This window comes from Streptomyces polygonati, assembly GCF_042650325.1.
Lineage (GTDB): Bacteria > Actinomycetota > Actinomycetes > Streptomycetales > Streptomycetaceae > Actinacidiphila > Actinacidiphila polygonati.
This window is the reverse complement of the sequence record NZ_JBHSBB010000026.1, coordinates 51,957-72,407: the sequence shown is the minus strand read 5'-3', so window position 1 is coordinate 72,407 and position 20,451 is coordinate 51,957. Positions and strand designations below refer to the sequence as shown.

The following is a 20,451-nucleotide window of genomic DNA, read 5'->3' as shown; positions in this document are numbered from 1 at the left end:
TGCGCGACGCCTGCCGTCCACCTACAGTTTCTGCCCACAGCACCTCATGGCTGCCTGACGACGCGGCAGCAGGGTCCGATGCCGGTCCGTTTCCCCGTCTGAGTGCGCTCCACCGCCAGGCAGTACAGACACTGATCTGCCCTTAGAAGGAGTCGTCCGTGTCCTCACCCCGATATGCGTGCTTCCGGTCCGTCCTGAAGGCCGGCGGCCCCGTCCGAGTCGCCGGCGCGCACAACGCACTGGGTGCTGTTCTCGCTCAGCAGGCCGGCTTCCAGGCGGTGTGGTCATCGAGCCTGGAGGTCTCCGCCGCACGCTGCCTCCCCGACGCCAGCATCCTCACCATGACCGAATACCTCGAGTGCGCCGCCCACATGCAGAAGGCCCTCGGCATCCCGGTCGTCGCCGACTGCGACACCGGATACGGCGGCAACATGAACGTCGCCCACATGGTCCGCGAGTTCGAGGACGCCGGCATCACCGCGGTCTGCATGGAGGACAAGCTCTTCCCCAAGATGAACAGCTTCGTCGGTGACCGGCAGCAGCTGCTCAGCACCGAGGACTTCGCCGCGAAGATCGAGACGGCCAAGTCCGTACAGAGCAGCGAGGACTTCTTCGTCATCGCCCGCACCGAGGCCCTGATCAGCGGCATGAGCGTCGAGGAGGCGCTGCGGCGCTGCCACGCCTACTGCGCGGCCGGGGCCGACGCGGTACTGATCCACTCCAAGAGCCGCACCAACGCCCAGGTCCTGGAGTTCCTGGCGCAGTGGGACGGCCGGCGCCCCGTCGTCATCGTGCCCACCACATACCCGGACTGGCACATCGACGAGGTGGTGGCCGCGGGCGTGTCCGTGGTCATCTACGCCAACCAGGGGCTGCGGGCCGTGGTCGCCTCGCTGCGGCACACCTTCGAGGAGATCTACCGCTCCGGGGACACCACCTCGGTGGAGGACTCGATCGCCGACATCGGCGACGTCTTCGAATTGCAGCGGCTGTCCGAGTGGCAGAAGCTCGATGCCTGAGCGCGACGCGGACGCCCCGTCCGCCGCCCACCCGCCGTCCGCCGGGGGACTGCCCGGCTACGCCCGCCTGCTGCTGGCGCTGAGCCGGCTGCGGCTGACGCCGCAGCAGGTGACCGAGGTCCGCGAACTCGCCTCCCGGCAGGATCTGGACTGGGGCGCGTTCCTCGACGCCGCCGCCCGGCACAAGGTGCTGCCCCTGGTCGGCCGTCATGTCCACCGCTACCGGCTGGACCGGCGCGAGGAGTCGACGGACGGCTTCCCGTACCCCTGGCTGTTCGCCTCCGCCTATCTGGGGAACCGGCAGCGCAACCAGGCGCTGTCGGACGAGTTCGGCCGGCTCTTCGACGACCTGGCCGCGGCCGGCATCCGCTACGCCGTCCGCAAGGGCTTCGCGCTGGCGGAGCACCTCCACCACGATCCGGCCGCCCGGCGGATCAACGACCTCGACCTGCTGCTGGACCGCGCCGACGCCGCCCGGGCCGACGACCTGCTCAAGCGCCACGGCTACAGCCAGGGCCAACTGGCGGCTGACGGCGACCGGATAGAGCCGTTCTCGCAGGCCACCCACATGTTCTGGCGGATGAAGCTGAGCAATCAGCTCCCCTACCGCAAACCGGGCAACCGCCAGGACATCCCCGACTTCAACGTCGACCTCTGCCACAGCATCTTCCAGCGGAACGCCGACATCGACGCCCCCGTCGGCGACCTGCTCTCCCGGGCGGTGCCCGCCGTCATCTGCGGGGCCGACAGCTGGATGCTCGACCCGGAGGACTGCCTGCTGGACCTGTGCTCCCACCTGTACAAGGAGGCCACCAGCACGACGTTCATCCGCGAGGGCATGGACCTGCAACTGAGCAAGTTCCTCGACGTCGCGCTGCTGGCCGAATCCTTCGGGCCCGACACCTGGCAGGCGTTCGCGGCCCGGGTGGAGCGCAGCCGGGCGAGCGCCATCGCCTACTACACCCTGCACTTCACCGCGCTGCTCCACCCGGAAGCCGTGCCGGCCGGCATCCTCGCCCGGCTGCGGCCCGCCGACATCGGCTATCTGGAGCAGTTCGGCGCGCTGGAGGGCACGACGGCGGAATGGTCGCAGGACTTCATCGGCCGGCTGTTCGACACCGGCCGCAGCAGCAGTGGCGGCGCCGCCGGGCACACCGGCCCGGGCCAGGCTGTGCTGTCCGCCAGTTACCACGCCTGAGCGCCCGGCCGAACGCCCGCCCACCACTCGCAGGACGGAACGAATCGATGGCCATGTACCGCATTCCGGCGCCCCCGCGCGGTCCAGGGGGTGGACGGTGATCGTCTCCCTGGTAGGCACCGACGGGGCCGGCAAGTCCTCGGTCTCCCGCGAGGTGAGCGCGAGGCTGGCCGCGGCCGGCCTCACGGTCGAGCATGTCGACCGCTGGGACATCGTGGACAACCCCGCGTACCCGTCGGCCCGTTTCATGAGGCCGGATGTCCCCGACACCCGGCTGTGCGTGGCCGAGATGCCCAATCCGGTCCGCTTCCTCTTCCTGATGTGGTCGATCGCGGCCGCCCTGCTGGCGCGGATCCCGGCCGCGGCCGGTCCGGGGACGCTCACCCTGCTCGACGGCTACTGGATGAAGCACGCGGCCAGTGAGATCGTCTACGGCCTCGACCGCTCCTGGGCGGAGTCGGTGACCGCGGGACTGCCCCGCTCCGAGCTGGTCGTCCAGCTGCGCGTGGAGCCGGAGCAGGCCTGGGAGCGCAAGGTCGGACGCGATGTCGTGCCCTATGAGTGCGGTATGGATCCGAGCTGCTCCCGCGGCAGCTTCCTCGACCACCAGCGGCGGATCCTCGCCCTGATGGACGACTGGGCCCGGCAGCACGACTGGGTGGTGCTGGACGCGGGCGCCGACCTCGCCACCGTCGTCGACCAGGTGACGGAACTGGTCCGGTCGGCCGCACCGGCCGGACGCCGGGCGTCGGAGGCCATCGCGTGACCACCGCCGCGGTTTCGGCCCGTCCGCTCGCCGAGGGCCTGCGACCGGGGGAACCCGGGCTCCTCGTCCTCAAGATCGGCGGCAGCCTGGTCTCGGACAAGGGCCGGGACGGCGACCTGGACACCGCCGCGGTCGCCGACTTCGCCGCCCAGGTCGCCGACCTGGCGGCGGCCTTCCCCGGCCGGCTCGTCCTGGTGGCGGGCGGCGGATCCCTCGGCCACGGCGCCACCCGCGGCCTGGACGAGGACGATCCGCATGCCGTACTCGGCCTGACCCGGGCGACCTTCGCGGTCAAGTGGGCCTGGACGACGGCGCTGCGCGCCTGCGGGGTCCCGGCCCTGCCGGTACAGGTCGCCGCACTGTGCGCGGAGTACGAGCACGGTGTCGAGGCCGAGACGGCGACGGTGGGCCGGCTGCTGGAGAAGCGCGTCCTCCCGGTGCTGTCCGGCGACTGCCTGCTCACCCCCAGCGGCGGACTGCGGATCTTCGGCAGCGACCATGTCCCGGGGATCCTGGTCCGGGAGGCGTGGGCCCCGGTGCGCATCGTCACCTTGACCGATGTGCCCGGGGTGCTCGCGGACCGCCCCGGCGGCGCCGCCGTACTGGACCGGGTCGACCCGGACGACCCCGGCCCCGCCTACGCGCTGGTGTGGGAGACCGCACCCTGGGACACCAGCGACGCGATGCGCGGCAAACTCGACGCGCTGGTCGCCCACGCGCGCCGCGGCGCCGAATGCGTGATCGCCCGCGGCGACCGCGCGGCCCGGGATCTGCGCCACCTGTTCTCGCCCATGGACGAGTGGCCGCCGGACCTGCCGCGCACCCTGATCTCCCCACCCGCCGGCTCCCGCCCGGCGCAGCACTCCGGCTGACCCGCGCCGGCTTCCCCTTACCGCAGTCACTCCCGTGGAGGTGCCACCTTGTCCTCGGCAACCATGCCCCCGTCGCTCTCCTCGTCCGGCCGCCTGATCCTGCTCAACCCGGGTCCGGTCAACGTGCACGAGGACGTGCGGGCCGCGATGGCGTCCCCCGACCAGTGCCACCGCGAACCGGAGGCGGCGGCCCTGATGGACCGCGTCCGGGCGAAGGCGACCGCGGTCTGCGGCGGCGCCGACACCGACACGTCCGTCCTGCTGGCAGGCTCGGGTACCGCCGCGCTGGAGGCCGCGCTGTCCTCGGTGGTGCCCCAGGACGGCAGGATCCTGATCCTGGACAACGGGCACTACGGCGAACGGATGTTCCGGATCGTCTCGCTGCACGGCGTCCCGTACCAGCGCCTGGAGTTCGGCTGGACCCGCCCGATGGACCCGGCGGAGGTGGACCGGGCGCTCGAACTCGACCCGGGCATCACCCACGTCGGCATGGTCCACCACGAGACCAGCACCGGCATGCTCAACCCGCTGCGCGAGATCGGCGCGGTGGTCGCGGCCCGCGGGCGCTCGCTGATCGTCGACGCCATCAGCAGCCTCGGCTCCGAACAGCTGGACATGCGGGCCGACCACATCGACTGGTGCGTGGGCACCGCGAACAAGTGCCTGGAAGGGCTGCCGGGCGTCAGTTTCGTCTGCGCCTCGCACGAGAATCTGGAGCGGCTGTCGTCGGTGCCCCCGCGCACCTTCTACCTGGACCTGCACGGCCACTACATGTCCCAGGACCGCAAGCACGCCCCGATGTTCACCCCCGCGGTCCAGGTGATGACCGCCTTCGAGGTGGCCCTCGATCTGGCGATCGACGAGGGCGTCCCGGCCCGGGGCGCGCGCTACGCCGCCCACGCCGAGGCGATCCGGGCGGCCTTCACCGAGCGGGAAGCGCGCTTCCTGCTCCCCCCGGAGCACCGGGCCAACTCCGTGACCACGGTGGCGGTTCCGCCGCACCTGACGTACGACCAGCTGCACGACGGCCTCAAGGCGGAGGGCTATGTCGTCTACGCCACCCAGGACCAGCTGGCCGGCTGGTTCCGGGTGGCCAACATGGGCCAGCTCGGCGCCGCCGACGTGGCGGAGTTCTTCCCCGCCTACGACCGCGTCGTCGCCAAGTACGCCGACCAGGCCCGGTGAACCCGTCCCCCGCCCCGGCGACCGGAAAGGAAATCCCTGTGACAGGAATCGACACCAACGCCCCGACCTGTGTGGCCATCGTCGGCGGGGGTCCGAGCTGCACCTACGTACTGGACCGGCTGGCCGCCACCGTCGCCGCCCGTGAGAGGCCGCCGGCCCTGGAGGTGCACGTCTACGACCGCTCGGGGAACTTCGGGGCCGGGCAGGTGCACAGTCCCGGCCAGCCGGAGACAAGCTTCCTCAACCGTATCGTCGGCCAGGTGGCGTTCGCCGCGGACGAGAGCGTGCTGGGGGCCGGCCCGCTGCTGGACCCGGCGGACCGGCCGACACTGCTGGAGTGGTGCCGCGCCCGGTTCGAGCAGACCGGCGACCCGGTCTTCGACCTGAAGGCGGAGGACTGGCCCAAGCGCTATGTGCACGGACTGGCCCTGCGCGACCAGTTCGAGCGCTACGTCGGGCTGCTGCGGTCGGTCCCCGGTGTGAGCGTGCACCTGCACCCCGCCGAGGTGGTCGACCTGGCGGAGCGGGAGGCGGGACGCCTGGCCGTGATCACCTCGCGGGGCGGGGAACCGGTTGTCGCCGATCACGTCCTCATGCTGACCGGCCACTCCTCCAACGACCCCCGGCACTACCCGCTCCAGGCGGCCTGGTCGGACTTCGCCCGGCGCAACGGCGTCGGCTTCATCCCCAGCGCCTATCCGCTGGAGACCTCGATCGAGGAGTCCGCCGCGACCCCGGAGCAGGTGGTGGGCTGTGTGGGCATGGGGCTCACCGCCATCGACGTGATCCTCCACCTCACCGAGGGACGCGGTGGGGTGTTCGAGCGGCAGCCGGACGGGAGCACGGTCTACCGGCCCTCCGGCCGGGAGCCGGCCTCGATCGTGGTCTTCAGCCGGAGCGGGCTGTTCACCTTCGCGCGCCCGTTCAACGCCAAGGAGAAGAACCCCCAGGAGCTGGAGCACACCGGGGTGTTCCTGACCGAACCGGCGATCGACCGGCTGCGGGTCTCGGCCGGGCGCCCGGTCCGGATCGGCCAGCGGGAGCAGTACCAGCTGGACTTCCGGCGGCACGTCCTGCCGCTGATCGTCCTGGAGATGGCCCAGCTCTACTACACCACCCTGTTCGGGGCGGAGTTCGGCTCCCACCTGCGCGCCCGGGCGCTCCCCGGCTGGGAGGAGTTCCTGGCGGACGGCGGCGCGGAGCGGAGCGCCGAGGAGTCGACGGACCGGCTGCTCGCACCCGTCGAGGCCGCCGTCGACCAGGCGGTCGGCTACGTGGACGGCGTGCTGACGGGCGCGGTGCCGCCGCGTACCGAACTGCCGTGGGACAGGGAGCGGCTGCTGCGCCGGTATCTGGCCGTGGTGTTCGGCCGGGCCCGGGGAGCCGAACTGGCCGGGCTGCTGGACGACCCGCTGGCGCTCGCCTCGGCGCTGGCGTCGGAGGTCTCGCCCTGGCGCCACCCCACCCGGGCCGCCGACAACCGCTTCTCCTGGCAGCGCACGCTGGAACCGGTGCCGCGCGGCTCCTACGCCACCGGCGAGGAGTACCGGGACGCGGTACTGGACTTCCTCGACCTGGACCACCGCTGGGCCGCGCAGGACAACCTGTGGAACCCGGCGAAGGCGGCGGCCGACGGCGTGTGGCGCGATCTGCGCGACGTGCTCGCCCACGCCGTCGACTTCGGCGGCCTGCACGCCGCCTCGCACCGTGATTTCCTCGACGTCTTCATGCGCCACCACAACCGCCTGTGCAACGGGGCGGCGCTGGAGGTGATGGAGAAGGTCCGGGCCGCGATCCGGCACGGACTGGTCGACGTCTCGGTCGGACCGGACGCGACGCTGTCCGGCGACGAGGAGTCCGGACGGTTCCTCGTCACCGGGCCGGCCACCGGGGTGACCCGCCGGCTGGACCTGCTGGTCGACTCCCGCGTGCACCCGTTCAACGCCAGGAACGACGTGCTGCCGCTCTACCCCAGCATGCTGCGCAAGGGGCTGGTACGGATCTGGAGCAACCCCGGCCAGGGGGAGCCGGACTTCACACCGGGCGGTCTCGACCTCACCGAGGACTTCCACCCGGTGCGCGAGGACGGCACCGTCGACCGGCGGCTCACCCTGCTCGGACCGCCGAGCGAAGGGGTGATGTTCTTCCAGCTGGGGGCGCTCCGGCCGAATCAGAACCACCATGTGATGCAGGACATCCTCTGCTGGATCAACGAGTTCTGGCACAGCCAGGACCGCGGCCGGGACGACGACCCCGGCCGGGAGCCGTCCGTCCTGCTGACGGCGGGGCACGGGTGACCGGACGGCCGGCCCGGCCGGGCGAGCGCGGCGGATCCCCGTCTCCCGGCGACCGCGCGGCCGGGTGGATGATCTGACGGATGATCGGATTCATCCGGAGACCGCGCCGCGGCACCGGACCGGGGCCACCCCGTCCCGGCCGTGAGTCCGGGTCCCCGCACCGCCACCACCATGCTCAAGGAGAGACAGCGACATGCCCCACCCCACCAATACCCTCAGCGGGGACACCTCCCTGGTGCTCCCGGAGTTCGACACGCCCCCGGCGGACCCGATCGGCCTGCTGCGCAGCTGGCTGGACAGCGCCGTGGAACGGGCCGTGCGCGAGTCCCACGCGGTGGTGCTGGCCACGGCGGACGCGGAAGGACAGCCGTCCACCCGGGTGCTGCTGGTGAAGGAACTCGACGCGCGGGGACTGGTGTTCACCAGTTTCACCGGCAGCCGCAAGGGTCGTGACCTCGCGGTCAGGCCGAGCGCCTCGATGACCTTCTACTGGCGCGAGACACTCCAGCAGATCACCGTCGCCGGACCGGTCGAGACGCTCTCGGCGGCCGACTCGGACCGGCTGTTCGCCGAGCGCCCGCTGGCGGCCCGCGCCACCACCGCCGTCTCACGGCAGAGCAGGCCGCTGGAGTCCGAGGCCGACCTCAAGGACCGGGCCGGCGCGCTGGTCGCGGCCGGCGGACCGGTGGACCGCCCGGGGGAGTGGTCCGGATACCGGCTCGTCCCCGAGGTCGTCGAGTTCTGGTACGGCAGTCCCGACCGGCTGCACCGCCGGCTGCGCTACGAACTGTCCGCCGACGAGCCGGCCGGCTGGCGGTGGGCCAGGCTGCAACCCTGATCAAGGACGCCACCCGGAGCATCCGCTGAACCGAGCCGAGAAACGGAACCTCACCCATGCAGCGACGCGCGCACATCGTGGTGCTCGACCCCGTCCACGATGAGGCCCTGAACTCCCTTCGCCGCGACCACGACGTGTCGGTCCGGCTGAAGCTTGATCAACCTGCCGTGCCCGCTGCCGCCGCGGACGCCGATGTCCTCGTCGTCCGCAGCGGAGTGAAGATCACCGCCGAGGTGATCCGCGCCGCCCCCCGGCTGAAGCTCATCGCCCGCGCCGGGAGCGGCACGGACAACATCGACCTGGACGCCTGCCGGGAGGCCGGCGTCCGGGTCTTCACCCTCCCCGGGATGTCCGCCGGGGCGGTCGCGGAACTGGCGCTCGGCCTGATGCTCGCGGTCTGCCGGCACATCCCGCTGGCGGACCGCCAGATCCGCGCCGGGATCTGGGACAAACCGCGGCTGGCGGGCCCCGAACTGGAGGGACGGACGCTGGGCATGATCGGGCTCGGAGCCATCGGCAGCCGGATCGTACGACTGGCGCACGCCTTCGGCATGACCGTGACCGCCTCCGTGCAGCGCCCGACGCCCGAGCGGACCGACACCCTGGCCGAACGGGACATCGCGCTGGCCCCGCTGGACGAACTGCTCACCGGCGCCGACGTCGTCTGCCTCGCGGTGCCGCTGACCCCCGGGACCACCGGCCTGATCGGCGCCGCCGAACTCGGCCTGATGCGCCCCGACGCGTATCTGGTGAATGTCTCGCGCGGCGGGGTCGTCAACGAACACGCCCTCTTCCAGGCCCTGAGCGACCGCACCATCGCCGGCGCGGCCCTCGACGTGCACGCGGTCGAGAGCGGGGTCCCGGAGCTGGCGGCGCTGGACAACGTGGTGCTGACACCTCATATCGGGGCGACCACCAACGGCGCCCAGCAGCGGCTCGGCCGCGCCCTGGTGGACCGGCTCACGCTCGCGCTGGCCGGCATGCCCGTCCCCACGGAGGTGCGCTGAACCGATGACGGACCGACACATGCGGGCGGCCCGGCTGACCGGCGTCCGGCGGATACAGTGCACCGAGATACCGGTACCCGAGCCCGGGCCGGACGAAATGCTGGTCAGAGTGCTCGCGACCGGCGTCTGCGGTTCCGACCTGGCCGCCTACCGCGGCACCCACCCCTACAAGCGGGCCCCCGTCGTACTCGGCCACGAGCTGAGCGCGGTCGTCGAACGGCTCGGCTCCCGCGTCGCCGGCTTCGCCCCCGGCGACATGGTCTGCGCCGCCGCCTTCTCGCACTGCGGAAGCTGCGTCCACTGCCGGGCGGGCGCGGTGAACCTCTGCGGCGACAAGCGCAGCATCAGCCATCTGGACTGGTCGGGCTCCTTCGCCGAACGGGCCGTCCTGCACCAGAACATGGCCTATCGGCTGCCCGCCCGGCTCGATCCCTTTCTCGGGGCGCTGGTGGAACCGCTGTCCATCGGACTGCACGCCATGCGCCTGGCCGGCGCCGCACGGCGCCGCTCGGTGGCGGTCCTCGGCGGCGGCACCATCGGACTGGCCTGCGTCATCGCCGCCCGGGTGCTCGGCTTCGGACGGACGGTCTGCGTGGACCGCGGATCCGTCAAGGGCGAACTGGCGCTGAAGGCAGGGGCGGACGCCTTCGTCGACGCCGGGACGGCCGAACCCGCCGCCGCGGCGCTGCGCGAGCTGGGCGGCCCGGCCGAGCTGGTGGTGGTCGCGGCGGGCTACCCCGGTGTGGTCGAGCAGGCCCAGCGGCTCGTCGCCGCCGGGGGGAGCATCCTCGTGGTGAGCTACTTCGACACCCCCGTCCCCGTCGACCTCAACGCGCTGGTGGGCCGGGAGGTCGCGGTGCTGGGCTCTGCCCTGTCCACCGCCGGCGACTTCGCCGAGGTCATCGACTGGCTCGACCGCGGACTCGTCGCCCCCGGCTTCCTGATCAGCCACTCCTTCGCGCTGGACGAGGTCTCCGCGGCCATGGAGCTGATGGACACCCAGGGCACGCGCACCGGAAAGATCATGATCCGCGCCGACACCGTCGACACCGCTGACGCCGACACCACCGAGCGAACCGAGCACACCGACCTCACCGATCTCACCCACCTCACCGACCTGGAGGCCCGCCGATGACCCCGCCGATCCACGCCCTCGTCCTCGGCGCCGGCGGTCACACGGGCGGGGAGATATGCCGGCTGCTGCTCGGCCACCCCCAGCTGGGACGGATCACGCCGGCCACCCGGGCCGAGCAGGACTTCGAACGCACCCACCCGAACCTGCTCGGCAGCGGCCTCCGGTTCACCCCGGTGGAACAGGCCCGCGCCGACCTGTCGGCGTACGACGTGGCCTTCCTCTGCACCCCGACCGGCGAGGCCATGCGGCTGGCCCCCGACCTGCTCGCGGCGGGCGTCCGCGTGATCGACCTCAGCGCCGACTTCCGGTTCGCCGATCCCCGGCGCTTCGAGGCGGTCCACGGCGTCGGACACAGCGCGCCGGAACTCATCGGCCAAGCCGTCTACGGGGCCACCGAGCTGGACCGGGAGCGGATCCGCACGGCGCGCCTGATCGCGAACCCCGGCTGCTACGCGATCACCGCCCTGCTCGCCCTCGAACCGCTGCTGAGCGCGGGACTGGTGGACGACAGCTCGGTCCTGCACATCGCAGCCGTGAACGGCACCACCGGTTCCGGCTCCACCCCGCGGCGCGAGGTCTCCCACGCCGAGGCGGCCTCCTCGATGCTGCCCTACAGCCTGAGCGGGCACCGCCACGCCCCCGAGATCGAGGAGCGGCTGCACCACGCCTCCTCCCGTACCGTCACCGTGGACCTGAGCACCGCGCACGGCAATTTCGCCCGCGGCATCCACCTCCAGGCCGGCGTCCGCATCGGCGCCGAACACCGGGAGCACACCACCCGGGACACCCTGCTCGGCCTCTACACCGACCGCTACGGCCACGGCGCGGACGGCGAGTTCTTCGTACGGGTCAACAGCCATCCCCCGCAGGGCGGGCTGACGGACAAGGACTACGGCCGCTACCCGACCCTGGCCGGGGTCGTCGGATCGAACTTCTGCCACCTCGGGGTCGACTACGACGCCCGGATCGGCCTGGCCAGGTTGGTCGCGGTGACCGACAACCTCATCAAGGGAGCCGCCGGTTCGGCGATCCAGAACATGAATGTGATGTTCGGGCTCGACGAGACGGCGGGACTGCGCAGCTATGCGCTCTGACGACCCGCTGGCGGGAGTGCCCCTGCTCGACGAGGCGGCCGTCGCCCCGGACAGCCGCTGGATCTTCTCGGCCGGCTTCAACACCGGACCGGACCTCGGCGACACCGGACGGGTCGACGCGGAACTCGCCGACCTGCGCCGGCTGTCCGACGCCGGGGCGCGGGTGGCCCTGCTCTCCCATCAGGGCAGTTCCCGCGACGGAACCGCGATCGAGCTGGACCATGTGGCGCGCTATCTCTCCCGGCGGCTGGGCCGACCGGTCGGCTACCACCCCGGCGCCGTCGGCGGGAGCGCGCTGCGCGCCGCCGGGCTGATGCGCGCGGGGGACATCGTGCTGTTCGGCAACACCCGGCTGCTCCCCGGCGAGGAGGACGGCGACCTGGCTCTCGCCCGCCAGCTCGCCCGGCTCGGCGACCAGGTGGCCGTCGGCGGCTTCTCCAAGGCCCATCGCGCCCACGCGTCCAACTGCGGGCTGCTCCGGCACCTGCCGGGCCACGCCGCCGACAGCCTGGTCCGCGAGATCCGGTTCCTCGCGCCCTGGGCCGGCCGGCCGCCGGGCGGCTTCTCCGCCGCCGTGCTCGGCGGCAGCAAACCCGAGAAGACCCTGATCGGCCTGCGGCACTTCAGCCGCGCCTACGACCTGGTGATCCCGGGGGGAGTCGTCCTCAACACGGTGCTGCGTGCCCTGGGCCACGGCATCGGCCGTTCCGCCCTCGGCTCGCGCCCCGACGCCTGCGCCCGGGCCGCCGAAGCGGTGCTCGCCGCCGAGGGCGGCGCGACGCTCCATGTGCCCGGCACCGTGCTGGTCGTTCGTGCCGGGGAACGCCGTGCTTTCCCGGTGCGCGTCACCGACGGAGTACCGGCCGACTGCGCGATCGTCGACTTCGTCATCCGGCCCTGGGCGGTGGACCTCCTGCGCGGCGCCGCTCGCGCGGTCGTCGCCGGGCCGCCCTCGCTGTGCCGGGACGGCCACACCGAGGCGTCGTACACCGTCCTTTCCGCCCTGGAGGGCGGAAACGGGAGCGCGCTGCTGCTGGGCGGGGACACCGTGCGGGAATTGCCCTGGTCGGGGCTTTCCTCGACCGGCGGCGGATCAGCGCTGGAGTTCCTGTCCGAGAACACCTGCGCCGTCCTCGACGAGCTGCGCGCCAACCGCCTCACGACCGCCCACCGCACCGGCGGCGCCCGGCCCAGCCTGTACCCGCCCACAGACCGGAGTACGGAATGATCCTCGACCTGCCCGTCCCCACCCAGGTGCTGTTCGGCGACGGCTCACTCGACCGGCTCGGCACCTCGGTCCGGCCGCACGGCCGGTCGGCGCTGCTGGTCACCGGCAGGACGGCGGCCCGCAGGACCGGCGTCCTCCAGCGCGCCCGGGCGGCCCTGGAGTCGGCCGGGGTCTCGGTGACGCACTTCGACCAGGTGTCGGCCAACCCCCGCGCCCTAGAGGTGGACGGGGCCGCCGCCCTGGCCCGCGACCGCGGCTGCGATGTCGTGGTGGGACTGGGCGGAGGAAGCGCACTGGACGCGGCCAAGGCCGTCGCCGTCGCCGCCGGCCTGGCCGGCAGCGTCCGCGACGTGATCGGTACGACCCTGGAGCCGGACGTACGAGTGCTCCCGGTCATCGCCGTGCCGACCACCTCGGGCAGCGGCTCCGAGGTCACCAAGGGGGCGATCATCACCGACACCGAGCGGGGCTTCCGCTCGGGCATACGCGGGGAAGCCCTCTTCCCCAAGGTGGCGATCGTCGATCCCGGCCTGACGGCCTCATTGCCCGTCGAGGTGCTGCTCGACTCGGTCTTCGACGCCTTCGCGCACGCTGTGGAGGGCCATGTCGCGGTCGCGGCGACCGGGGACAGCCGGGAGCGCTCGCGCCGGGCGATCGCCCTCATCACCTCGCGGCTGCCCGAGGCGGTCCAGGGGACGAGCAGCCCGGAACTCCGCCGCGACCTCAGTCTGGCGGCGCTGCTCGGCGGTGTGAACGTCGCCACCGTCAGCACCTGCCTGCCGCACCGGCTGCAGCAGGCCATGGGCTCCGTGCCCGGCCTCGGCATCTCCCACGGGCGGGGACTGGCCCTGGTGTACCCGAGCTGGCTCCACCACACCGAAGCCGCGGCGCCGGCGCTCTTCGCGGAGATCGCCGAACTGCTCCACGCGCCCAGCGCGAAGCAGGGCGTGCGGAGCCTGCTGGCCGGGGCGGGACTCGGCACCAGGTTCCGCGACTGGGGGGTGGCCCGCAGCGAACTCCCCCGGCTGGTGAAGGGGGTGAGCGGCAACCTGGGGAACGACCCGGCCCCGCTCATCGACGCGGACTATCTGCACGCCATCTGCGCGGAGGCCTACTGAGGCGGGCGCGGGCGGCGCGTCAGCGGCTGTCCTCGGCGGCCGGCTCGCCGTATCCGGCAAGGGACGGCCAGCGCACGGTCAGGACCACCGACTCCTCCTCGGCCTGCCAGGAGTGGTCGACCCCCTGCCGCCAGACGACGTAGTCGCCCTGCTCCGCGAGCACCACGCTCTGTCCGGGCAGGTCCACCCGGAAGCGGCCGCTGATCAGCACCAGCAGCGCCGAGCGGCGTTCGCCGACCACCCAACGGTCCCGCGTCTCACCCTTGGGGTGCACACCCCACTTGATCTCGACGTCCTCGCTGTGCCGGGCGTCGCCCGCCGGCCTGAAGTGACCGAGCAGCCACCCCCGGTCCATCGTCGCGTCACGTCCGGCGTTGCCTGTGTACACGTCCTCCGTCACGCGTCGGGACGCTAGCACGGACCCGGCGGAGCGAGGGCCACGACTCTTGAGCGGCCGGACAACGCGACCTAGGCTCACCGGACATGGACTCCTGTCTGCCTCCTGTGACCCCCCGGCCCACCGCGACCGGAGGAGCCCACTACGAGGGCATCAGCTTCTCCCTGCCGACCGGATACCGGCCGCTGCAGCTGGATCTGCACGTCCCCGGGGGAGCGGGCGGTCCGGTACCGGTGGTCGTCTGGATCCACGGCGGGGCCTTCTGGTCCGGGGACCGGCGGTACCTCCCCGACACGATGGCCGCCGGCTCGGTCTTCGAGGCGCTGCTCGACGCCGGACTCGCGGTGGCGACCATCGACTACCGTCTCTCCGGGGAGATCCTGTTTCCCGGCCAACTCGACGACGTGCTCGCCGCGTTGCGATACCTCCGGACCTTCGCCGGAACACTGGGCCTCGACCCCGGGCGGATCGGCGTATGGGGCGAGTCGGCGGGCGGCACGCTGGCGGCCCTCGCGGCGCTCACCACCCAGGACATCTCGGCCGCCGTGCTCTGGTATCCGCTCACCGACCTGTCCACCGTCGATCCGGACAGCACCGACAGCCCCGAGGCGCGGCTGATCGGCGGCGCGCCCGCCCGGCTGCCCGAGCAGGCCGCTCGGGCGAGTCCCGTCAGCCATGTGTCGCCGTCGGCGCCCCCGTTCCTGCTGGTCCATGGCACCGCCGACACGCTGCTCCCGGCCGAACAGAGCGAGCGCCTGCACCATTCGCTGCTGCGGGCCGGAGCCCGCTCGGAGTTCGTGCCGGTCGAAGGAGCAGGACACTGCTTCGCCGACTGCGACGACATCACGGCCCTGATCACCCGGTCCGTCGACTTCCTCCGCGGCGAGCTGGCGCCGCGGGCGCGGACCGCCACCGACACATGACCAGTTGCCCGGGCCGCTAGCCGCCGGCCCGGGCCTCCCGAACCGGCTCCCCCCACGATCCGTCAAAGGACTCCCCCCATGCGCATACGGACCTTCCGCTTCGCCACGGCCGCCTTGGGCACCGCTCTCGGCGCCGTCGCCGCCTCGCTCTTCGCACTGCCGCAGCCCGCGGCGCTCGCCGCGATCCCCGGCGAGTCCAACGGCGGGGTGCGCGTCATGCCGCTCGGCGACTCCATCACCGACGGCTACACCCCCTACCCCGGGGGCTACCGGGTGAATCTTTGGCAGCGGCTGGCGGCCGGCGGCTACAAGGTCGACTTCGTCGGCTCGCAGACCAACGGCCCGGCCGCACTCGGCGACCACGACCACGAGGGCCACCCGGGCTGGCGCATCGACCAACTCGACGCGAACATCGTCAGCTGGCTGAACAGCACCGACCCGCGCACGATCCTGCTCCACATCGGCACCAACGACATCAACCAGGACTACGACGTCGCGAACGCCCCCGCGCGCCTGAGCAAGCTCATCGACGACATCCTGCGGACCAAGCCGAATGTGCAGCTGTTCGTGGCCCAGATCATCACCGAGCAGGGCGAGCCGCACGCGACGATGGTGAACACCTACAACGCCGCCATCCCCGGCATCGTCGCGGCCAAGGGGTCGCACGTCCACCTGGTGAACATGCACGCCGCCCTGACCGAGGCGGACCTCGCCGACGGGGTCCATCCCTTGCAGGAGGGATACGACAAGATGGCCCCGGTCTGGTACAACGCCCTCGCGTCGGTCCCCGCCAGCCTCCAGCCCCTGCCCGCCGGCGGAACCACCGTCGTCAGCCTGCGGGCGCACGCCGACAACCAGTACGTGACGGCGGAGAACGCCGGCGCCGCCGCGCTGATCGCCAACCGTGCCGCGATCGGCCTCTGGGAGACCTTCGACGAGATCGACCTCGGCGGCGGCCAGGTGGCGCTGCGCGCGCACGCCAACAACAAGTACGTGACCGCGCCGAACAACGGGACGGGATCCCTCGTGGCGAGCAGCACCGGCATCGGGCCGGCCGAGACCTTCGACCTGATCCACGACCCCGACGGCGCGGTCAGCCTGCGCGCGCACGCCGACAACCAGTACGTCACCGCCGAGAACGCCGGCGCCGCCGCCCTGATCGCCAACCGTGCCGCGATCGGCCCCTGGGAGGAGTTCGACCAGATCAACGACTGACCGCCGCCGCCGACGGGGTGGCGTCGAGGAGATCGTCGCCGGTGACATACGGTTCTGCGGCCGGCCGCGTGCGCTGTCCAACGAACGCGCGGCGGGCGCGACGCCTCAGGGCGGGATCGGAGCGAGTGATGAAGGCGGTCCGCTACAGCCGGTTCGGGGGTCCCGAGGTCCTTGAGATCGTGGACCTTCCCGATCCGAGTCCTGGCCACGGCCAGGTCCGGATCGCGGTGCGCGCGGCCGGGGTGAACGCGAGCGACTGGAAGAAGCGTGCCGGCCTGATGGATCAGGAGCTCCCGCAGACCCTGGGCTACGAGGCGGCGGGAGTCGTCGACGAACTCGGCGAGGGCGTGACGGATGTGAGCGTCGGTCAGCGTGTGTTCGGCTTCTCCACCGAGGGCGCGGCCCAGGCGGAGCTGGCGGTGCTGTCCTCCTACGCGCCGGTCCCGCCCTCGCTCGACTTCGCCGGCGCCGCCGCGCTGCCGGCCGCGATCGAGACGGCGACGCGTGCGCTCGACCGGCTCGGTGTCGGGGGCGGCGGCACGCTGCTCGTCAATGGCGCCTCCGGCAGCGTGGGCAGCGCCGCGGTCCAGCTCGCCGCGGTGCGCGGCGCGCGCGTGATCGGCACGGCCGGTCCGGCCAACCACGAGTACCTCCGCTCGCTGGGGGCCGAGCCCGTCGGCTACGGCGCGGGCCTGGTCGAGCGGGTCCGCGCGCTCGTGCCCGGCGGCGTCGACGTCGCGCTCGACGTCGCCGGGAGCGGCGTGCTTCCCGAGCTCGTCGAGCTGGCCGGCGGCGCCGAGCACGTCGTCACCGTCGCCGACTTCGGCGGAGCCCAGGAGCAGGGAGTGGTGTTCAGCCGCGGGGACGACGGCCGCGCGCTGCACGCGCTCGGCGGAATCGGCGAGCTGATCGAGTCCGGGCGCTTCACGGTCCGGGTGGCGCGGACCTTCCCGCTCGCCGAGGTCGCCGAGGCCCACCGGGTGGGTGAGCGGGGCGGTGTGCGCGGCAAGCTCGTGCTGCTCGTCGGCTGATACGGCCGCCCGTGGAATCGGCCGGCACCGACCCGGCGAATGTGACGGAGCCGCCCACTCCGGCAACAGCCTCGTCACAACTCCCCTCGTCCGCCCGCCCGCTGATGCGCTGGTGACGCGCGGCGGCGCACTCTTCCTTCATGGATCCGCGGATCTCGCGGATCTCACGGGCCGGCCCGGCCGCGGTGTCGAACACGGCGGCGCGCAGGGCTCGTTCAACAGGGGGAGAGGGCACCATGAGGGTCGGACGCAGGATCGCCATGACATTGGCGGCGGCCGGGGCGATCACGATGGCGGTGAGCGGGCTCGCCGTGGCCGAGCCGGTCGGCGGCGGGCCGTGGGTGGAGACATCGACGGGTCAGGTCTCGGTGATGAGCGTGGCGCAGGCGGGACCGTCCGTCACCTGGGCCGGCGGCGCCGAGGTCGCGGCCGGCGACGACGGCACCATCCGCTTCACGCCGACCATGTACCGGCGCGACCTCGCCGCGGGCGGGACCTGGCGGCCGGTACCGCTGCGCGGCGCCGACACGTGGAACAGCAGGATCAACGACATCGCCGTCAACGCCGACGGCTCGGCGTTCTTCGTCGGCGATCAGGGGTCGGACGGTCTCGGCGGCGTCCTGGTCGGGCGCTTCGCGGCCGGCGGCTGGCAACTGACGGACGACACGGGCCTGCCCGCCGGGACCGTCGAGGCCAGTCTGCTGTCGGTGAGTTCGCTGGCGCGGCAGGACGCCTGGGCGGTGGGCCAGGGCTACGTGGCGGACACCTTCGCCCCGATCCCTGTCGTACAGCACTGGAACGGCCGGCAGTGGCGGTCGGTCGAGATCCCCGGGTCGGCGGACTGGAGTCTGAACCAGGTCGACGAGGTCGCGCCGAACGACGTGTGGGTGGTCGGCGTGGACAACGACAGCGGCCAGTCCGTCGCGGTCCACTGGGACGGACATCACTGGCAGCGGACCGCGACTCCGGCGTTCGCCGACTCGGCGATCCTCTTCGATGTCGCCGCCCGCGGCCCGAGCGACGTGTGGGCCGTGGGCTGGTCCCGCGACACCGACAAGCAGATCCCGGCAGGGCTCGCCCTGCACTGGGACGGCAGGTCCTGGACCCAGGTCCCGCTGCCCAGAGGCACCTTCTCGCTGCAGGCCGTGGCCCTCCGGCCGCAGGGCGGCCTCGCCGTAGTGGGCGGCAACGACGACGGGGCGGTCGGCCTCAGCTGGACGCCCGCGGTCGGCTGGGGATCCCTCGGCCTGCCCGGCAGCGACCCTCAAAACGCCCTGGGCGTGAGCTCCGTGGCGTCGTCCGGTTCGCACCTGACGATCGGCGGCTGGCACCACACCACCAGCGACTCCGGCGATGTCTTCGTCGGCGGAACCCTCCTGACCAGGTAGGGCGGCTGCCGAACGCGGGATCCCGCATATCTCCCGGGTAGGCGGGATCCCGCGTTCGGCCGGAGAACCGCCGCCATCGTGGCCGGGGCCGCTCAGGACAGTTTCAGGCTTTTCATCTCGCGTGCGTCGAGGATGCCGGCGCGACGGCGGAAGGCCGACAGGGGCACGCGCCGGAGCTCGTGGGTCTCCAGGTAGCTCTGGCGGCCGGCCGCGTCGTCCACGGCTCCGGGCCGGAGGGCCACGACGCCGGGAAGTTCGAGGTGGTGCTGGGAGGTGATCTTGGCGACCCGCGCGTTGCGGCCCCGTACCGAAACGACCAGGCAGGGCCGGTCCTTGGAGCCGGGCCCGTCCTCGAAGGGGACATCCGCCCACCAGATCTCGCCCCGCCGAGGCGCGGCCGCTCCGGTGGCGGCCGGCCCGGCGGAGGTGCCGGACTCCGGCCGGCGAGGACGCCGCTGCCGGGCCCTGCCCTCGACCAGCGTCGCGATCAAGGCCAGCAGTGCGACCGCGGCGGCCACGATCCACATCTGTCCACTCATCGACTGCTCCACCTCACGCTACCGCGCCCGGCCGGACCGGGACGTCTGCTCTCTCGTGCCCCCGACGAGCCGATCCACCGTCTCGCACTCGACACCGCGACAGCCTCGCACAGGGCGGGGCGCAGCGAGTGCCGTGCCGAGCCGGTCCGCGGGCGGACAGGCGGCGGAAGGATCAGCGCCAGCCGAGTTCCGGCGCCACCTGGGTGAGGATGCTCTCCAGCACATGGGCGTTGTACTCGACCCCGAGCTGGTTCGGGATGGTCAGCAGCAAGGTGTCCGCGGCCTGGATGGCCTCGTCCTCCCGGAGCTGCTTCACCAGCACGTCCGGCTCGGCGGCGTACGAGCGTCCGAAGATCGCCCTGGTCGTCTCGTCGATCATGCCGACCTGGTCCTGCGAGTCGCGGTCGTGGCCGAAGTAGGCCCGGTCCAGGTCGCTGGTCAGGGCGAAGATGCTGCGGCTGACCGAAACCCGGGCCTCCCGGGTATGGCCGGCGTCCTTGTACGCCCGGCGGTAGGCCTCGATCTGCTTGCGCTGCTGGACGTGCAGCGGCTCGCCCGTCTCGTCGTCCTTCAGCGTGGAGCTCTGCAGGTTCATCCCCAGCTTCCCGGCCCAGACCGCGGTCGCGTTCGAGCCGGAGCCCCACCAGATCCGCTCGCGCAGCCCCTCGGAGTGCGGCTCGACGCGCAGCAGTCCCGGCGGGTTGGCGAACATCGGCCGCGGGTTCGGCTGCGCGAAGCCGTCGCCCTCGATCACCTTGAGGAAGGTCTCGGTGTGCCGGCGGGCCATGTCCGCGCCGGTCTCGCCCTCGGCGGGGGCGTAGCCGAAGTAGCGCCAGCCGTCGACCACCTGCTCCGGTGATCCTCGGCTGATGCCGAGCTGCAGCCGGCCGCCGGAGATGAGGTCGGCGGCGCCGGCGTCCTCGGCCATGTACAGCGGGTTCTCGTAGCGCATGTCGATCACGCCGGTGCCGATCTCGATCGTCGAGGTCCGGGCACCGATGGCCGAGAGCAGCGGAAACGGGCTGCCGGCCTGCCGCGCGAAGTGGTGCACGCGGAAGTACGCACCGTCCACGCCGATCTCCTCGGCGGCGACCGCCAGGTCGATGGACTGGTGCAGGAAGTCGGCGGCGGACCGCGTCCGGGAGTGCGTGTTCGCCGACCAGTGTCCGAACGAGAGGAATCCAATCTTCTTCACGCGAGC

At 72.5% G+C, this 20,451-nt stretch carries 19 protein-coding genes; 16 read left to right on the top strand and 3 right to left on the bottom strand.

The features are described 5' to 3' along the window. Nucleotides 1–158: 158 nt before the first annotated feature. From ACFO3J_RS28465 to ACFO3J_RS28410, 12 genes are all read left to right on the top strand, one after another. Nucleotides 159–1,019 (top strand): isocitrate lyase/phosphoenolpyruvate mutase family protein, encoded by an 861-nt coding sequence (locus ACFO3J_RS28465; protein ID WP_386435226.1) that lies wholly within the window; start codon nucleotides 159–161, stop codon nucleotides 1,017–1,019. Continuing rightward, nucleotides 1,012–2,217, top strand: a complete 1,206-nt coding sequence (locus tag ACFO3J_RS28460; protein ID WP_386435224.1) for a nucleotidyltransferase family protein — start codon at nucleotides 1,012–1,014, stop codon at nucleotides 2,215–2,217. The genes ACFO3J_RS28465 and ACFO3J_RS28460 overlap by 8 nt, the downstream gene beginning before the upstream one ends. Before the next feature lie 97 nt (nucleotides 2,218–2,314). Then, complete coding sequence (locus ACFO3J_RS28455) at nucleotides 2,315–2,983, top strand: thymidylate kinase (RefSeq protein WP_386435221.1); 669 nt, start codon at nucleotides 2,315–2,317, stop codon at nucleotides 2,981–2,983. Further along, complete coding sequence (locus tag ACFO3J_RS28450) at nucleotides 2,980–3,855, top strand: amino acid kinase family protein (RefSeq protein ID WP_386435218.1); 876 nt, start codon at nucleotides 2,980–2,982, stop codon at nucleotides 3,853–3,855. The genes ACFO3J_RS28455 and ACFO3J_RS28450 overlap by 4 nt, the downstream gene beginning before the upstream one ends. 48 nt (nucleotides 3,856–3,903) lie before the next feature. After that, nucleotides 3,904–5,040, top strand: a complete 1,137-nt coding sequence (locus tag ACFO3J_RS28445) for a pyridoxal-phosphate-dependent aminotransferase family protein (protein ID WP_386435215.1) — start codon at nucleotides 3,904–3,906, stop codon at nucleotides 5,038–5,040. A gap of 38 nt (nucleotides 5,041–5,078) precedes the next feature. Continuing rightward, nucleotides 5,079–7,337 carry an FAD/NAD(P)-binding protein gene (locus tag ACFO3J_RS28440; protein WP_386435213.1) on the top strand — a complete coding sequence of 753 codons (2,259 nt, stop codon included), beginning with the start codon at nucleotides 5,079–5,081 and terminating at the stop codon, nucleotides 7,335–7,337. 193 nt (nucleotides 7,338–7,530) lie between these two features. Next, the gene (gene phzG / locus ACFO3J_RS28435) at nucleotides 7,531–8,175 is read left to right on the top strand and encodes a phenazine biosynthesis FMN-dependent oxidase PhzG (RefSeq protein WP_386435210.1); all 645 of its coding nucleotides are present in this window, start codon (nucleotides 7,531–7,533) and stop codon (nucleotides 8,173–8,175) included. Nucleotides 8,176–8,231: 56 nt separating this feature from the next. Then, the gene (locus tag ACFO3J_RS28430) at nucleotides 8,232–9,182 is read left to right on the top strand and encodes an NAD(P)-dependent oxidoreductase (RefSeq protein ID WP_386435207.1); all 951 of its coding nucleotides are present in this window, start codon (nucleotides 8,232–8,234) and stop codon (nucleotides 9,180–9,182) included. Nucleotides 9,183–9,186: 4 nt separating this feature from the next. Next, nucleotides 9,187–10,317, top strand: coding sequence for a zinc-dependent alcohol dehydrogenase (locus ACFO3J_RS28425; protein ID WP_386435204.1), 1,131 nt, complete (start codon nucleotides 9,187–9,189; stop codon nucleotides 10,315–10,317). After that, a complete protein-coding gene (gene argC, locus ACFO3J_RS28420; protein WP_386435201.1) occupies nucleotides 10,314–11,411 on the top strand; it encodes an N-acetyl-gamma-glutamyl-phosphate reductase in 1,098 nt (365 codons plus the stop codon). Before ACFO3J_RS28425 ends, argC begins: the two co-directional genes overlap by 4 nt. Further along, nucleotides 11,401–12,639, top strand: coding sequence for a phosphoglycerate kinase (gene pgk / locus ACFO3J_RS28415; protein WP_386435200.1), 1,239 nt, complete (start codon nucleotides 11,401–11,403; stop codon nucleotides 12,637–12,639). The genes argC and pgk overlap by 11 nt, the downstream gene beginning before the upstream one ends. Next, a complete protein-coding gene (locus tag ACFO3J_RS28410; RefSeq protein WP_386435198.1) occupies nucleotides 12,636–13,757 on the top strand; it encodes an iron-containing alcohol dehydrogenase in 1,122 nt (373 codons plus the stop codon). Before pgk ends, ACFO3J_RS28410 begins: the two co-directional genes overlap by 4 nt. A 19-nt stretch (nucleotides 13,758–13,776) precedes the next feature. Here ACFO3J_RS28410 and ACFO3J_RS28405 read toward each other — a convergent pair whose 3' ends face one another. Continuing rightward, nucleotides 13,777–14,157, bottom strand: a complete 381-nt coding sequence (locus ACFO3J_RS28405; protein ID WP_386435196.1) for a signal peptidase I — start codon at nucleotides 14,155–14,157, stop codon at nucleotides 13,777–13,779. 104 nt (nucleotides 14,158–14,261) lie between these two features. On the opposite strand from ACFO3J_RS28405, the gene ACFO3J_RS28400 reads away from it, so the two are divergent. The 4 genes from ACFO3J_RS28400 to ACFO3J_RS28385 all read left to right on the top strand — a co-directional run bounded on the left by ACFO3J_RS28400 (nucleotide 14,262) and on the right by ACFO3J_RS28385 (nucleotide 18,711). Continuing rightward, nucleotides 14,262–15,077 carry an alpha/beta hydrolase fold domain-containing protein gene (locus tag ACFO3J_RS28400; protein ID WP_386435193.1) on the top strand — a complete coding sequence of 272 codons (816 nt, stop codon included), beginning with the start codon at nucleotides 14,262–14,264 and terminating at the stop codon, nucleotides 15,075–15,077. Between the two features lie 78 nt (nucleotides 15,078–15,155). Then, complete coding sequence (locus tag ACFO3J_RS28395) at nucleotides 15,156–16,292, top strand: GDSL-type esterase/lipase family protein (RefSeq protein WP_386435190.1); 1,137 nt, start codon at nucleotides 15,156–15,158, stop codon at nucleotides 16,290–16,292. A 128-nt stretch (nucleotides 16,293–16,420) separates the two neighbouring features. After that, entirely contained in the window at nucleotides 16,421–17,323 is a 903-nt protein-coding gene (locus ACFO3J_RS28390; protein WP_386435187.1) for an NADP-dependent oxidoreductase, read from the top strand. A gap of 236 nt (nucleotides 17,324–17,559) precedes the next feature. Next, nucleotides 17,560–18,711, top strand: coding sequence for a hypothetical protein (locus ACFO3J_RS28385; protein ID WP_386435184.1), 1,152 nt, complete (start codon nucleotides 17,560–17,562; stop codon nucleotides 18,709–18,711). Nucleotides 18,712–18,803: 92 nt separating this feature from the next. Here ACFO3J_RS28385 and ACFO3J_RS28380 read toward each other — a convergent pair whose 3' ends face one another. Beyond that, complete coding sequence (locus tag ACFO3J_RS28380) at nucleotides 18,804–19,250, bottom strand: type II toxin-antitoxin system PemK/MazF family toxin (protein WP_386435182.1); 447 nt, start codon at nucleotides 19,248–19,250, stop codon at nucleotides 18,804–18,806. Between the two features lie 172 nt (nucleotides 19,251–19,422). Beyond that, the gene (locus ACFO3J_RS28375) at nucleotides 19,423–20,445 is read right to left on the bottom strand and encodes an LLM class flavin-dependent oxidoreductase (protein ID WP_386435180.1); all 1,023 of its coding nucleotides are present in this window, start codon (nucleotides 20,443–20,445) and stop codon (nucleotides 19,423–19,425) included. Nucleotides 20,446–20,451: the final 6 nt, after the last annotated feature.

Excerpts from the sequence above, each read along its gene's own strand:
- ACFO3J_RS28460 (WP_386435224.1), top strand. The coding sequence starts at position 1,012 with ATGCCTGAGCGCGACGCGGACGCCCCGTCCGCCGCCCACCCGCCGTCC.
- phzG (WP_386435210.1), top strand. The coding sequence starts at position 7,531 with ATGCCCCACCCCACCAATACCCTCAGCGGGGACACCTCCCTGGTGCTC.
- ACFO3J_RS28430 (WP_386435207.1), top strand. The coding sequence starts at position 8,232 with ATGCAGCGACGCGCGCACATCGTGGTGCTCGACCCCGTCCACGATGAG.
- ACFO3J_RS28425 (WP_386435204.1), top strand. The coding sequence starts at position 9,187 with ATGACGGACCGACACATGCGGGCGGCCCGGCTGACCGGCGTCCGGCGG.
- argC (WP_386435201.1), top strand. The coding sequence starts at position 10,314 with ATGACCCCGCCGATCCACGCCCTCGTCCTCGGCGCCGGCGGTCACACG.
- pgk (WP_386435200.1), top strand. The coding sequence starts at position 11,401 with ATGCGCTCTGACGACCCGCTGGCGGGAGTGCCCCTGCTCGACGAGGCG.
- ACFO3J_RS28410 (WP_386435198.1), top strand. The coding sequence starts at position 12,636 with ATGATCCTCGACCTGCCCGTCCCCACCCAGGTGCTGTTCGGCGACGGC.
- ACFO3J_RS28395 (WP_386435190.1), top strand. The coding sequence starts at position 15,156 with ATGCGCATACGGACCTTCCGCTTCGCCACGGCCGCCTTGGGCACCGCT.
- ACFO3J_RS28390 (WP_386435187.1), top strand. The coding sequence starts at position 16,421 with ATGAAGGCGGTCCGCTACAGCCGGTTCGGGGGTCCCGAGGTCCTTGAG.
- ACFO3J_RS28385 (WP_386435184.1), top strand. The coding sequence starts at position 17,560 with ATGAGGGTCGGACGCAGGATCGCCATGACATTGGCGGCGGCCGGGGCG.
- ACFO3J_RS28380 (WP_386435182.1), bottom strand. The coding sequence starts at position 19,250 with ATGAGTGGACAGATGTGGATCGTGGCCGCCGCGGTCGCACTGCTGGCC.